The sequence below is a fragment of the Streptomyces sp. NPDC056948 genome, assembly GCF_042674225.1.
In the GTDB taxonomy this organism is placed as follows: domain Bacteria; phylum Actinomycetota; class Actinomycetes; order Streptomycetales; family Streptomycetaceae; genus Streptomyces; species Streptomyces purpurascens.
Genome location: NZ_JBHUQX010000078.1, coordinates 15,020 through 27,846, shown reverse-complemented (window position 1 = coordinate 27,846; position 12,827 = coordinate 15,020). Strand labels below are relative to the sequence as shown.

Annotated in this window: 14 protein-coding genes; 12 read left to right on the top strand and 2 right to left on the bottom strand. The window is 70.4% G+C overall.

The genetic code is table 11. The features are described 5' to 3' along the window. Positions 1-17: 17 nt before the first annotated feature. A complete protein-coding gene (locus ACFTZL_RS13060) occupies positions 18-191 on the bottom strand; it encodes a hypothetical protein (RefSeq protein WP_167407432.1) in 174 nt (57 codons plus the stop codon). A 426-nt stretch (positions 192-617) separates the two neighbouring features. On the opposite strand from ACFTZL_RS13060, the gene ACFTZL_RS13055 reads away from it, so the two are divergent. The 4 genes from ACFTZL_RS13055 to ACFTZL_RS13040 all read left to right on the top strand — a co-directional run bounded on the left by ACFTZL_RS13055 (position 618) and on the right by ACFTZL_RS13040 (position 4,210). Then, positions 618-1,271, top strand: coding sequence for a response regulator transcription factor (locus tag ACFTZL_RS13055; protein ID WP_111580853.1), 654 nt, complete (start codon positions 618-620; stop codon positions 1,269-1,271). A 6-nt stretch (positions 1,272-1,277) separates the two neighbouring features. After that, positions 1,278-2,510 (top strand): sensor histidine kinase, encoded by a 1,233-nt coding sequence (locus ACFTZL_RS13050; protein WP_382581036.1) that lies wholly within the window; start codon positions 1,278-1,280, stop codon positions 2,508-2,510. A gap of 406 nt (positions 2,511-2,916) precedes the next feature. Next, positions 2,917-3,213: a DUF4193 domain-containing protein gene (locus tag ACFTZL_RS13045; RefSeq protein ID WP_003993510.1), complete on the top strand. Its 297-nt coding sequence runs from the start codon at positions 2,917-2,919 to the stop codon at positions 3,211-3,213. Positions 3,214-3,226: 13 nt separating this feature from the next. After that, positions 3,227-4,210 (top strand): hypothetical protein, encoded by a 984-nt coding sequence (locus ACFTZL_RS13040; protein ID WP_382581034.1) that lies wholly within the window; start codon positions 3,227-3,229, stop codon positions 4,208-4,210. A gap of 52 nt (positions 4,211-4,262) precedes the next feature. On the opposite strand, the gene ACFTZL_RS13035 is transcribed toward ACFTZL_RS13040, so the two are convergent. Further along, positions 4,263-4,721 (bottom strand): DUF3093 domain-containing protein, encoded by a 459-nt coding sequence (locus ACFTZL_RS13035; RefSeq protein ID WP_382581032.1) that lies wholly within the window; start codon positions 4,719-4,721, stop codon positions 4,263-4,265. Positions 4,722-4,779: 58 nt separating this feature from the next. Between ACFTZL_RS13035 and ACFTZL_RS13030 the strand changes: the two genes are divergently transcribed. The 8 genes from ACFTZL_RS13030 to ACFTZL_RS12995 all read left to right on the top strand — a co-directional run bounded on the left by ACFTZL_RS13030 (position 4,780) and on the right by ACFTZL_RS12995 (position 12,722). After that, the gene (locus ACFTZL_RS13030) at positions 4,780-5,364 is read left to right on the top strand and encodes a PaaI family thioesterase (RefSeq protein WP_382581030.1); all 585 of its coding nucleotides are present in this window, start codon (positions 4,780-4,782) and stop codon (positions 5,362-5,364) included. A gap of 77 nt (positions 5,365-5,441) precedes the next feature. Further along, a complete protein-coding gene (dut, locus tag ACFTZL_RS13025; protein WP_382581038.1) occupies positions 5,442-6,002 on the top strand; it encodes a dUTP diphosphatase in 561 nt (186 codons plus the stop codon). A gap of 1 nt (position 6,003) precedes the next feature. Continuing rightward, entirely contained in the window at positions 6,004-6,753 is a 750-nt protein-coding gene (locus ACFTZL_RS13020) for a DUF3710 domain-containing protein (protein WP_382581028.1), read from the top strand. Positions 6,754-6,923: 170 nt separating this feature from the next. Further along, positions 6,924-8,090 (top strand): alginate lyase family protein, encoded by a 1,167-nt coding sequence (locus ACFTZL_RS13015; protein ID WP_382581026.1) that lies wholly within the window; start codon positions 6,924-6,926, stop codon positions 8,088-8,090. A 130-nt stretch (positions 8,091-8,220) separates the two neighbouring features. Further along, positions 8,221-10,764: an ATP-binding protein gene (locus ACFTZL_RS13010; protein WP_382581024.1), complete on the top strand. Its 2,544-nt coding sequence runs from the start codon at positions 8,221-8,223 to the stop codon at positions 10,762-10,764. Further along, positions 10,761-11,444: a response regulator gene (locus tag ACFTZL_RS13005; RefSeq protein ID WP_382581022.1), complete on the top strand. Its 684-nt coding sequence runs from the start codon at positions 10,761-10,763 to the stop codon at positions 11,442-11,444. The genes ACFTZL_RS13010 and ACFTZL_RS13005 overlap by 4 nt, the downstream gene beginning before the upstream one ends. Positions 11,445-11,588: 144 nt before the next feature. Beyond that, the gene (locus tag ACFTZL_RS13000; RefSeq protein WP_382581020.1) at positions 11,589-11,987 is read left to right on the top strand and encodes an OB-fold nucleic acid binding domain-containing protein; all 399 of its coding nucleotides are present in this window, start codon (positions 11,589-11,591) and stop codon (positions 11,985-11,987) included. 3 nt (positions 11,988-11,990) lie between these two features. Further along, the gene (locus tag ACFTZL_RS12995) at positions 11,991-12,722 is read left to right on the top strand and encodes a DUF3159 domain-containing protein (RefSeq protein ID WP_382581018.1); all 732 of its coding nucleotides are present in this window, start codon (positions 11,991-11,993) and stop codon (positions 12,720-12,722) included. Positions 12,723-12,827 lie beyond the last annotated feature (105 nt).

Sequence of the window (12,827 nt, the reverse complement as noted above, 5' to 3'; positions counted from 1 at the left end):
GGCTTCGTACGGCCTGATCAGACGCTCGTCGCGCTGACCTCCACACCGTGCTCGGCGGCCAGGCGGCGCAGGTCGTCGAGCTCGCCCTGCTCCACTTCGACGAGGAAGTCGTCGCCCTCGTCGCGAGCCCGGGACAGATCGGACTCGGTCGCCCTTATGCGCTGCAGAAGTCCTGCGGTGAATGCGTCCATGCTGCGCCCCCTCGTCCTGGGTCGTGGGTCGATGGCACGGGGGTGTGCCGTTCGGAAGGGACGATCACGTCTCCGGTGGATGCCCAGCGCCGCTCTGCTGGGCGGCGGCGGTGCCGGACACCCACGCCCGCTCTGCGGAAAAGCGGATTGATGCGCACCGCAGGGTGGTGCGGTACCAGCAGAGTGTGATCGTGGGATGTAAAGCCGTCCTCCCCAAGCTCCCTTCCGTGGAAACCTAACCGGAGGAGAAAATCTCCTATTCCCCTCGCCCACACCCGCACCCGGCCTCTCCCTCACCCGCCTTACCTCCGACTTATGGCCGAAAAGGGCAGGATGGAGGGCAACACACCAACAGACCGCCGAAGACCCCTGCCCGCATGCGCCCGTGAAGCGCTGTGCGGGTGGACATGAGGAAGGACCAGGGACGTGCGCGTACTCGTCGTCGAGGACGAGCAACTGCTCGCCGATGCGGTGGCCACCGGACTGCGCCGGGAGGCCATGGCCGTCGACGTCGTGTACGACGGTGCGGCGGCCCTCGAGCGCATCGGCGTCAACGACTACGACGTGGTCGTCCTCGACCGCGACCTCCCGCTCGTGCACGGCGACGACGTCTGCCGCAAGATCGTCGAGCTCGGCATGCCCACGCGCGTGCTGATGCTCACGGCCTCCGGCGACGTCAGCGATCGTGTGGAGGGCCTGGAGATCGGTGCCGACGACTATCTGCCCAAGCCCTTCGCGTTCAGCGAGCTCATCGCGCGCGTGCGGGCCCTGGGCCGGCGCACCAGCATGCCCCTGCCGCCGGTCCTGGAGCGCGCCGGGATCAAGCTCGACCCCAACCGCCGCGAGGTCTTCCGCGACGGCAAGGAGGTCCAGCTCGCGCCCAAGGAGTTCGCCGTCCTGGAGGTGCTGATGCGCAGCGAGGGTGCCGTCGTCTCGGCGGAGCAGCTGCTGGAGAAGGCCTGGGACGAGAACACCGACCCGTTCACGAACGTCGTGCGCGTGACCGTCATGACCCTGCGCCGCAAGCTCGGCGAGCCGCCCGTCATCGTCACCGTCCCCGGCTCCGGCTACCGGATCTGATACCCCGTGGCAGCGACTCCCGCGCCCCCGCAGGCGCCCCCGAAGCCCACCTGGGACCCCAGGAGGCCCGCGCCGCCCTTCCCGTGGCTGCGCCCGACCATCCGCATACGGCTCACGCTGCTCTACGGCGGCATGTTCCTGATCGCCGGCATCCTGCTGCTGTCGATCATCTACCTGCTGGCCGCGCAGGCGCTGAACGTGGGCAGCGAGCTGCCGTTCAAGATCGTCGAGGGCAAGGTCACCAGCGACATCTGCAACCTGCCCGGCCAGGCCTCGCCCAGCGAGTTCAACGACGCGATGAACCAGTGCGTCAACGACCAGCGCCAGCACGCCCTGGACAACCTGCTCAGCCGCTCGCTCCTGGCCCTGCTGGGCCTGGCGGTCATCGCCTTCGCCTTCGGCTACGCCATGGCCGGCCGCGTCCTGTCGCCGCTGGGCCGGATCACCCGTACCGCCCGCACGGTGGCGGGCTCCGACCTGTCCCGCCGGATCGAGCTGGACGGCCCGGACGACGAGCTGAAGGAGCTGGCGGACACCTTCGACGACATGCTGGAGCGGCTGCAGCGCGCCTTCACCGCCCAGCAGCGCTTCGTCGGCAATGCCTCGCACGAGCTGAGGACGCCGCTGGCGATCAACCGCACGCTCCTGGAGGTGCATCTGTCCGACCCGGGCGCTCCGGTGGAGCTCCAGCAGCTCGGCAAGACGCTGCTGGCCACCAACGAGCGCAGCGAGCAGCTCGTCGAGGGTCTGCTGCTGCTCGCCCGCAGCGACAACCAGATCGTGGAGCGAGGGCCGGTGGACCTCGCCGAGGTCGCCTCGCAGGCCATCGACCAGGTGCACGGCGAGGCCGAGGACAAGGGTGTGCGGATCCGTGGCGAACAGAAGCCCGCGGTCGTCCAGGGCAACGGTGTGCTGCTGGAGCGGATCGCGCTCAACCTGGTGCAGAACGCCGTGCGCTACAACGTGGCCGAGGACGGCTGGGTCGAGGTCACCACCGAGGTCCAGCACGGCCAGGCGGTCCTGGTCGTCTCGAACACGGGCCCGGTCGTGCCGGCGTACGAGATCGACAATCTCTTCGAGCCGTTCCGGCGGCTGCGCACGGAGCGCACAGGCAGCGACAAGGGCGTCGGACTCGGTCTGTCCATCGTCCGGTCCGTGGCCCGGGCGCACGGCGGGCACATCTACGCCCAGCCACGCGAGGGAGGTGGGCTCGTGATGCGAGTCACGCTGCCCATCTGAGATCATGTCGCCGATCAACTCGGCGGTGCACGGGGATGTTCGCTTTGCGCGGAATTTCTGAAGCCTCACCTCGCGCACCTCGTGTGTGATCGATCACAGAGGCGCCTTTCCGGCCATCTACTCTCCGTGATCATGAGTCCTGTCGGAAAGCCGGGAAAATCCCGGTTTTCGGGGGTCTTGATCACGGGAAGTACAGGGTGAGACGCCTTTGAGGTGCGGCATTCGGACCGTGTACGGTCCCCATCGCCATCCAAGCCGATCACTCGTGAGGAGTCCGGTTGGGTGTCGATTGAGTAACAGACCTTGATGTGAGGCAAAATCTCCGCCTCAGGTCGGGCACAAGTCCGGCCTCTCACGCGTTACGTGCGCTGGAGACACCGCAGACACCCAGAGGGGGAGAGCGACCATGGCAACCGATTACGACACTCCACGCAAGACCGATGACGACGTTGACTCGGACAGTCTCGAAGAACTGAAGGCTCGGCGGAACGACAAGTCGGCGTCCGCAGTGGACGTCGACGAATTCGAGGCCGCCGAAGGCCTCGAGCTGCCCGGAGCCGATCTCTCGAACGAGGAGCTGGCCGTCCGGGTGCTCCCGAAGCAGCAGGACGAGTTCACGTGCATGAGCTGCTTCCTGGTGCACCACCGCAGCCAGCTGGCCCGGGAGAAGAACGGTCAGCCGATCTGCCGCGACTGCGACTGAGGACGGGTCGGCCGTGACTGGCTCGACCCCTCCCTGGAAGCGCCGCTTCTCCAAGCGGAAGGCGGACGAAGGGCCGATGGACGGCCCGCAGTACGGCGTGCGTGACGACGAGCGAGGCCCAACCGATACGGGGGCGGCCTCGCTCGAACCGGCCGCGGACCGGAGTGACCTCCCGGCGTCCGTGGACGTCCCCGCACCCGTCGCCCGACGGCGGGCGGGGGCGATCCGGGAGAGGGCCAGGGAGAGCGCTCGCAAGGGCGGTGTCCGGGCCCGGGCGGGGCTCGCGTACCTCACCGACCGGATCATCGAACTGACACCCCGGGTCCCCGTACGGGACCTGGCGACGCTCCGCAGGCAGTTCCCGGGCCTCGGGCCCGAAGAGCTCGCGGACAAACTCGTGGCCGGCGCGGCGAGCGCGACGGCGACGGTCGGAGCGGGCATCGGCGCGGCCGCGATGCTGCCCGTGCCGCCCGCGTTGCCGACGGAACTGGCCGCCGAGGTGACCGGCGTCGCCGCGATCGAGCTGAAGCTGATCGCCGAACTCCACGAGGTCTACGGCGTGCGGCCGCCCGGCAACCTCAAGCAGCGCAGCACCGCGTATCTCGACTCGTGGTCGGGGGAGCGCGGGATCGACGCGACCAAGCCGTCGACGCTGAGCGTGGCGCTGAACAGCCGCATGAAGCGGGAGCTGCGGCAGCGGATCATGAAGCGGATGGTCCGCAGCATGCCGAACCTGATCCCGTTCCTGGTGGGCGCCGCCGTGGGGGCGGCCATGAACCGCAGCGAGACGAGAAAGCTCGCCGCCCGGATCCGCGAGGACCTGCGCAGAATCCAGGTGCCCTGGGAGGCCCTGGAGGCGCTTCCCGCCCTGGAACGTCCGGCGGACGCCCTGGAGATGGGCGATATCACGAGCGACCCTCTGGGCCGCGGCGCGGACGCGAAACGCGACGTCAAGGGCGACGAATTCAACGGCGACGACAAGCGCGACGAGCGCTGAAGCCCGCCCGGCCGCTCGTCGGGTGAAGCCCCGCTCAGATGTGCTACGCCGACTACGCCGGCTTCGTGGGCCGCAGCGCCTCCGCCAGGCGCTCCGGCTCGCGCGTGGACAGGTACAGGTACGGAGTCGGGTCCTCCGGGTCCGTGACCTTCACGCGCAGGGCCGTGGGGATGTAGGCGCGCAGCAGCAGGAAGGCGCGCGGGTCGGCCTTGTGGGTGCGCCAGGCGCGCGCCTCCTCCGCGTCCAGGATCTCCGCATCGCCCAGCGCCGCCAGCGGGATCTTCGCTTCGCCCGCGATCAGCGAATCGCCCACCACGCGGATGCGGACCGAGCCGTACGAACTCGCGGCGACGGCCGCGACCGCGGTGCCTCCGGCCAGGCCGCCGAGCATGGGCAGCGTGCCGAACGGAAGCAGGATCAGGGCCATCGAGACGCCGACGAGGAACGAGATCAGCCACCAGGTCCGGGGGGCGGTGAGGCGTTCTTCGTACGGGGCGGCGGAGAGCTGCATGGAGCCAAGCTTGACACGGTGTCCGGAAGGGGCCGACGCGCGGGTAAGGTCTCCGGCTGTGAGTCGTACTTCCGCAGCTCTTCAGCCTCCGGCCGACGCCGTGCGACCGGTGCGACATCCGGACGCTCCGGCGCCCGGTGAGCTCCTCGGCGCGCACTACGGCCAGTGTTTCGGCTGCGGTGGCGACCAGCCGCACGGGCTGCACCTGGAGGCGCGGGCCGGCGAGGGCGTGTCACTCACCGCCGAGTTCATCGTGCGGCCCGCCCACCAGGGCGCCCCCGGCCTCGCGCACGGAGGGGTGCTCGCCACCGCCCTGGACGAGGCCCTCGGCTCGCTGAACTGGCTGCTGCGCACGATCGCCGTGACCGGGCGGCTGGAGACCGACTTCGTGGGGCCCGTGCCCGTCGGCACCACGCTGCACCTTCAGGCGGAGGTGACGGCGGTGGCCGGGCGGAAGATCTACTCGACCGCGACCGGACGCGTGGGAGGCCCCGACGGGCCGGTCGCCGTGCGCGCCGACGCGCTCTTCGTCGAGGTGAAGGTCGACCACTTCGTCGACCACGGCCGCCAGGAGGAGATCCAGGCCGCCATGAACGACCCGGACCAGGTCCGGCGCGCCCGCGCCTTCGAGGTGAACCCGTGAGCCTGGAAGGCCCCGTGGGCCCAGTCGGCCCCATCAGCCCCACCGACCCCGCGAGCACGGAAAGCCCCATGACTCCCATGAGCCCCGCGAGCCGTCAGCCCGTGGATGTGCTGATCCGGCGCGTCGATCCGGAGGTACCCCTTCCGTCGTATGCGCAGCCCGGTGACGCGGGAGCCGATCTGCGCACCACCGAGGCGTGTCAACTGGAGCCGGGCGAGCGGGCCGTGCTGCCCACGGGAGTGTCTGTGGCGCTGCCGGAGGGGTACGCGGCCTTCGTGCACCCGCGATCCGGTCTGGCCGCTCGCTGCGGCGTCGCCCTGGTGAATGCCCCGGGGACGGTTGATGCCGGGTACCGTGGGGAGATCAAGGTGATCGTGGTGAATCTCGACCCGCGCGAGGCCGTGCGGTTCGAGCGCTTCGACCGGATTGCCCAACTGGTAGTCCAGCAGGTCGAGAAGGTTCGCTTCCAAGAGGTGGCAAAACTTCCCGACTCGGCGCGGGCCGAGGGGGGCTTCGGGTCCACCGGAGGCCATGCGGCGGTGGACGGGACGAGCGGCACAAGCGGTCAGGCCGCCCTGGGCGGTCGGACGGGTGGGAATCGATACGCTTCGGTCGTATCCGACCGGGAAGGACAGTGACGTGTTCGGACGTCGCAAGAATAGGGATGCCGCCGAGGACGCGGCCGGCGAGACCGAGCAGGTCGTCGACGGTGTCGACAGTGAGGCGGACGAGCGTGAGCGCCTGAGGCTCGAGCCGGCGCCGCGGCCCGACGGGCCCTGGGACGACTCCGAGGTCCATGATCCGGCCGAGGGCCGGGTCGACCTGGGCGGTCTGTTCGTGCCGGGCGTCGAGGGCATGGAGCTCAGGGTCGAGGTCGCGGGCGACGCGATCGTGGCGGCGACGGTCGTGCTGCGGGACAGCGCCGTTCAGCTGCAGGGCTTCGCAGCGCCCAAGCGTGAGGGCATCTGGGGCGAGGTGCGCGAGGAGATCGGCTCGGGCATCACCCAGCAGGGCGGCATCGTCGACGAGGTCGAGGGGCCGTTGGGCTGGGAGTTGCGGGCCCAGGTGCCGGTGCAGCTCCCGGACGGCACCGGCGGCTTCCAGGTCGTGCGGTTCATCGGCGTGGACGGCCCCCGGTGGTTCCTGCGCGGGGTCATCTCGGGCCAGGGCGCGGTGCAGCCGCAGGCGGCCGGGCTGCTCGAGCAGATCTTCCGCGACACGGTCGTGGTCCGCGGCGAGGGCCCGATGGCGCCCCGCGACCCGATCGTCCTGAAGCTGCCGAACGACGCCCAGATGGTCCCCGAGGGCGTCCAGCAGGAGGAGGGCTCCCGCTTCGCCGGCGGAATGGGCCAGCTCCAGCGCGGACCGGAGATCACCGAGGTCCGCTGAGGCTCGTAGAGACAGCAGGGCCGCACCCTCCAGGGGGTGCGGCCCTTTCTCGTGCGTGCTCGTGCGTGAAGCCTTGACGGGTCATTGGTCTGTACCTACCGTCTCCGTCCAACGCGTCTGTTCATAAAGGCGCTTCACGTTCACATACGAGAACGGAAGGCCCTCCACGTATGCGCAGAACCGCACTGTTAGCAGCCGCGGCGGCCCTGGTCGCCGGTGTCCTCGTCTGGCCCGCCGACGCCGCTCCCAGCAGCTTCGTCCACCCCGGAGTCACCGTCTCCAAGGGGCAGCTGGACTTCACCCGCTCCAAGGTCAACTCCGGTGCCCAGCCCTGGAAGGGCGCCTTCGACCGGATGATGGCGAGTACGTACGCCGACCTGAACCGCCCGCCCGAGCCCCGGGCCGTCGTCGAGTGCGGTTCGTACTCCAACCCCAACCACGGCTGCACCGACGAACGCGAGGACGCGATCGCCGCCTACACCCAGGCCCTCGCCTGGTACGTCACCCGCGACGAACGGCACGCGCGCAAGGCGATCGAGCTGATGGACGCCTGGTCGGCCGTGATCAGGGACCACACCAACAGCAACGCGCCCCTGCAGACCGGCTGGGCCGGCTCCTCCTGGCCCAAGGCCGCCGAGATCATCAAGTACACGTACAGCGGGACCTGGGCGAACTCCGGGCGCTTCGCCACCATGCTCCGCAACGTCTACCTCCCCGAGGTGATCAACGGCTCTCACTCCAACGGGAACTGGGAGCTGTCGATGATGGAGGCCGCCGTCGGCATCTCCGTCTTCCTGGAGGACAAGGCGTCGTACGACAAGGCCATGGCGAAGTTCCGCACCCGTACGGCCGCCTACGTCTACCTGGCCTCCGACGGTGAGCTGCCGAAGACCGTGCCGGGCCAGAACCTGAACACCCGGGAGAAGATCGTCCGGTACTGGCAGGGGCAGTCGACCTTCGTCGACGGGCTCAGCCAGGAGACCTGCCGGGACTTCACCCACACCGGCTACGGCCTCTCCGCCATCTCGCACGTCGCCGAGACCAGCCGGATCCAGGGCCAGGACCTCTACGGCACCGACGTGGGCGAGCGGCTGCGGCACGGGCTCGGCTTCCACGCCAAGTACGAGCTCGGCGCCGCCGCCCCGGGCCGGCTGTGCGGCGGCTCGCTCAAGCGCGGGCTCGGGCCGGTCCCCGAGGTCGGCCACAACGCCCTGGCCAACCGCCTCGGACACGCCATGACCAACACCGAGACGCTGACCGTGCGCGGCCGCCCGGCCGGCAGCAACAACCTCTTCGTCGCCTGGGAGACCCTCAGCCACGGCGACAATCCCGCGTGAGGCCCTGACCTGCCGGGCGCGTCAGAGTTCCGTCAAAGACGGTCCGCAGCCGCGCCCGGCACCCATATGCCGTAATTGCTGGCCGTAAGGTCGACGCTGCGCAGGCAGCGGACCGGAAGACAATGAGGCCATGGCACGCGGCAAGTTTCGGATCTACCTCGGTGCGGCACCGGGCGTCGGCAAGACGTACGCGATGCTCTCCGAGGCGCATCGCCGTGTCGAGCGGGGCACCGACTGCGTGGTGGCCTTCGTCGAGCACTACGACCGGCCCCGCACCGAGGTGATGCTGCACGGCCTCGAGCAGGTGCCGCGCAGGCAGCTCGAGTACCGCGGCGGCGTCTTCCCCGAGACGGACCTCGACGCCGTCCTCGCCCGCCGCCCCCAGGTCGCCCTGGTGGACGAACTGGCCCACACGAACGTCCCCGGCTCCCGCAACGCCAAGCGCTGGCAGGACGTGGAGGAACTGCTGGCGGCCGGAATCGACGTGATCTCGACCGTCAACATCCAGCACCTGGAGTCCCTCGGCGACGTCGTCGAGTCGATCACCGGGGTGCGGCAGCAGGAGACCGTGCCGGACGAGGTGGTACGGCGGGCCGACCAGATCGAGCTCGTCGACATGTCGCCCGAGGCGCTGCGCCGCCGTATGGCGCACGGCAACATCTACAAGCCGGACAAGGTCGACGCGGCCTTGTCGAACTACTTCCGGCCCGGCAACCTGACCGCCCTGCGCGAGCTGGCGCTGCTGTGGGTGGCCGACCGGGTCGACGCCTACCTCACCCAGTACCGCAGCGAGCACCGGGTGTCGAAAATCTGGGGCTCGCGCGAGCGGATCGTCGTCGGACTGACCGGAGGTCCGGAGGGCCGGACGCTGATCCGCCGCGCCGCCCGGCTGGCCGAGAAGGGCGCCGGCGGCGAGGTACTGGCCGTCTACATAGCCCGCAGCGACGGGCTGACCTCGGCCTCGCCCAAGGAACTGGCGATGCAGCGGACCCTGGCCGAGGACCTCGGCGGCACCTTCCACCACGTCGTGGGCGACGACATACCGGCCGCCCTGCTCGCCTTCGCCCGCGGCGTCAACGCCACCCAGATCGTGCTGGGCTCCTCACGCCGCAAGACCTGGCAGTACGTCTTCGGGCCCGGCGTCGGCGCGACGGTCGCCCGGGAGTCCGGGCCCGACCTCGACGTGCACATCGTCACCCACGACGAGGTCGCCAAGGGCCGCGGACTGCCGGTGGCCCGGGACGCGCGCCTCGGGCGCTCCCGGCGGGTGTGGGGCTGGATCGTCGGCGTCGCCGGCCCGCCGGCCCTGGCGGCGCTGCTCAACACCGTCGACCTCGGCCTCGCCAACGACATGCTGCTGTTCCTGGCGCTGACGGTGGCGGCGGCCCTGCTCGGCGGGCTGCTCCCCGCGCTGGCCTCGGCGGCGGTGGGATCGCTGCTGCTGAACTACTTCTACACACCGCCGCTGCACCGGTGGACCATCGCCGACCCGAAGAACATCGTCGCCATCGTGATCTTCGTGGCCGTCGGTGTGGCGGTGGCCTCCGTGGTCGACCTCGCGGCCCGCCGCACCCACCAGGCGGCCAGACTGCGGGCCGAGTCCGAGATCCTGTCCTTCCTCGCGGGCAACGTGCTGCGCGGCGAGACCGGCCTCGAGGACCTGCTGGAACGGGTCCGGGAGACCTTCGGCATGGAGTCGGCGGCCCTGCTGGAGCGGGCGAGCGATGTCGAGCCGTGGACCTGCGCGGGCCGCGTCGGGCAGGGACATCCCGTGGAGCGGCCCGAGCAGGCGGACGTGGACATGCCGGTCGGGGACCATATGGCGCTCGCGCTGACCGGCCGTGTCCTGCCCGCCGAGGACCGCCGGGTGCTGGCCGCCTTCGCCGCCCAGGCCGCCGTCGTACTGGACCGCCGCCGGCTCCAGGAGGAGGCCGACCAAGCCCGCGCGCTCGCCGAGGGCAACCGCATCCGTACGGCCCTGCTGGCCGCCGTCAGCCATGATCTGCGCACTCCGCTCGCCGGGATCAAGGCGGCCGTGTCCTCCCTGCGCTCCGAGGACGTCGAGTGGTCCGAGGAGGACCGGGCGGAACTGCTGGAGGGCATCGAGGAGGGCGCGGACCGCCTCGACCACCTCGTCGGCAACCTGCTCGACATGTCCCGCCTCCAGACCGGCACGGTCACCCCGCTGATCCGCGAGATCGACCTCGACGAGGTGGTGCCGATGGCGCTCGGCGGGGTGCCCGAGGGCAGCGCCGGCCTGGACGTGCCGGAGACCCTGCCGATGGTCGCCGTGGACCCGGGGCTGCTGGAGCGGGCGATGGCCAACCTGGTCGAGAACGCCGTCAAGTACAGTCCGGCCGGCTCCCCCGTGCTGGTCGCCGCCAGCGCGCTCGCCGACCGGGTGGAGGTGCGGGTGGTCGACCGGGGGCCGGGCGTCCCCGACGAGGCCAAGGACCGCATATTCGAGCCCTTCCAGCGCTACGGCGACGCCCCGCGCGGCGCCGGCGTGGGCCTGGGGCTCGCCGTGGCGCGCGGCTTCGCCGAGGCCATGGGCGGCACCCTGAACGCCGAGGACACGCCCGGTGGCGGGCTCACCATGGTCCTCACCCTCCGCGCGGCGGGAACACGCCCGGAGCCGCTCCGCGCGGCAGAACCCGAGAGGCAGGCCTCATGACCCGCGTCCTGGTGGTCGACGACGAGCCCCAGATCGTGCGCGCTCTCGTGATCAACCTCAAGGCACGCAAGTACGAGGTCGACGCGGCCCACGACGGCGCCACCGCCCTCCGGCTCGCCGCCGCCCGCCACCCCGACGTGGTCGTCCTCGACCTCGGGCTGCCCGACATGGACGGCGTCGAGGTGATCAGGGGCCTGCGAGGCTGGACGCGGGTGCCGATCCTGGTGCTCTCCGCCCGGCACTCGTCCGACGAGAAGGTCGAGGCGCTGGACGCGGGTGCCGACGACTACGTCACCAAACCGTTCGGCATGGACGAGCTGCTGGCCCGGCTGCGTGCCGCCGTACGCCGGGCCGAGCCGGCCGGAGGAGGTGAGGACGACATGATCGTGGAGACCGACGAGTTCACCGTCGACCTGGCCGCGAAGAAGGTCAACCGGGCCGGGAAGGACGTACGCCTGACGCCGACGGAGTGGCATCTGCTGGAGGTCCTGGTGCGCCACAGCGGCCGCCTGGTCGGGCAGAAGCAGTTGCTCCAGGAGGTGTGGGGGCCGTCGTACGGGACGGAGACGAACTACCTGCGCGTGTACATGGCACAGTTGCGGCGGAAGCTGGAGGCGGACCCCTCGCATCCGAAGCACTTCATCACGGAACCGGGGATGGGCTACCGCTTCGAGAAGTGAGCGGGGCGGCCCGCGGCCGGGGGTCCGGGGGTTGGCCCCCGGGGGATGCGGTATCACGGAACCGGGGATGGGCTACCGCTTCGAGAAGTAGGGCCTGTGCCACAGGGCTGCGTAGCTGTCAGCGGGCCCCGGTACGCTCTAGTCATGAGTGCTGTTCCTCGTTCGCAGAAGCCGGCGGGCCGGTTCCGGCGCATGCTCGACCGGCTCTCCTCGTCGCAGGAGGACCTGGAGTCCGAGGAGCTGCGGGAGGACACCGAGACGGCCGGCTGTATCCGGATCGGAGACTGTCAGGACCGGCAGGTGGTGACGGTTACTGGTACCTTGCGCACGGTCACCCTGCGGCCGCGCGCGGGAGTCCCGGCCCTGGAGGCCGAGCTGTTCGACGGCTCCGCCGCGCTGGACGTGGTGTGGCTCGGCAGGCGCTCCATCGTGGGCATAGAACCGGGGCGCAAGCTGATCGCATCGGGCCGGATCTCGATGAGCCGGGGCCGCCGGGTGCTGTTCAATCCCAAGTACGAACTGAGACCCCTCGGACGGGAGTAGCCGGTGACGTCGCTCGACAAGCCGACCGAAGAGACATCTGCGGACGACACCCGGGCGGTGACCGAGGCTGCCCTGTTCGAGGCGTTCGGCGGCGTCCGGGGCATGGTCGAGACGGTGCTGCCCGGCCTGCTCTTCGTCAGCATCTTCACGATCAACAAGGACCTGCATCTGTCGGCGATCGCGGCGCTGGCCGTGTCGCTGGTGCTGGTCGTGGTCCGGCTGGTGATGAAGGACACCGTCAAGCACGCCTTCAGCGGTGTCTTCGGTGTGGCCTTCGGTGTCGTCTTCGCGATGATGACCGGCAACGCCAAGGACTTCTACCTGCCCGGCATGCTCTACACGCTGGGCCTCGGACTCGCGTACATCGTCACCACGCTGTGCGGTGTCCCGCTGATCGGGCTGATCCTCGGCCCGGTCTTCAAGGAGAACCTCTCCTGGCGCACGCGCAACCCCGGCCGCAAGAAGGCCTACGCCAAGGCCAGTTACGCGTGGGGTGCGATCCTGCTCGCCAAGTGCGCGATCCTCTTCCCGCTGTACTGGTGGGCCGACACCACGCAGCTTGGCTGGATCCTGATCGCTCTGAAGATCCCGCCGTTCCTGCTCGCCGTCTGGCTGACCTGGCTGTTCCTGGCGAAGGCGCCCGCGCCGATCGATGTGTTCGCGGAGATGGAGGCCGAGGAGAAGGCCGCCGAGGAGAGGGAGCGGGAGGCCGCCGCCCGGTCCGCCGAGCAGTGAACTCCGCGAGCTGACCTCGACACGCCGAGAGACCTCGCTAGCGGAGGGCGGGGGCCCCCTGGACGCCCTGGGCGCCCCCTCCGGCGTGTCCCCGAAGGGCCCCGC

Excerpts from the sequence above, each read along its gene's own strand:
- ACFTZL_RS13015 (WP_382581026.1), top strand. The coding sequence starts at position 6,924 with ATGCGCAGAACCGCACTGTTAGCAGCCGCGGCGGCCCTGGTCGCCGGT.
- ACFTZL_RS13005 (WP_382581022.1), top strand. The coding sequence starts at position 10,761 with ATGACCCGCGTCCTGGTGGTCGACGACGAGCCCCAGATCGTGCGCGCT.
- dut (WP_382581038.1), top strand. The coding sequence starts at position 5,442 with ATGAGCCCCGCGAGCCGTCAGCCCGTGGATGTGCTGATCCGGCGCGTC.
- ACFTZL_RS13000 (WP_382581020.1), top strand. The coding sequence starts at position 11,589 with ATGAGTGCTGTTCCTCGTTCGCAGAAGCCGGCGGGCCGGTTCCGGCGC.
- ACFTZL_RS13010 (WP_382581024.1), top strand. The coding sequence starts at position 8,221 with ATGGCACGCGGCAAGTTTCGGATCTACCTCGGTGCGGCACCGGGCGTC.
- ACFTZL_RS13045 (WP_003993510.1), top strand. The coding sequence starts at position 2,917 with ATGGCAACCGATTACGACACTCCACGCAAGACCGATGACGACGTTGAC.
- ACFTZL_RS13035 (WP_382581032.1), bottom strand. The coding sequence starts at position 4,721 with ATGCAGCTCTCCGCCGCCCCGTACGAAGAACGCCTCACCGCCCCCCGG.
- ACFTZL_RS13060 (WP_167407432.1), bottom strand. The coding sequence starts at position 191 with ATGGACGCATTCACCGCAGGACTTCTGCAGCGCATAAGGGCGACCGAG.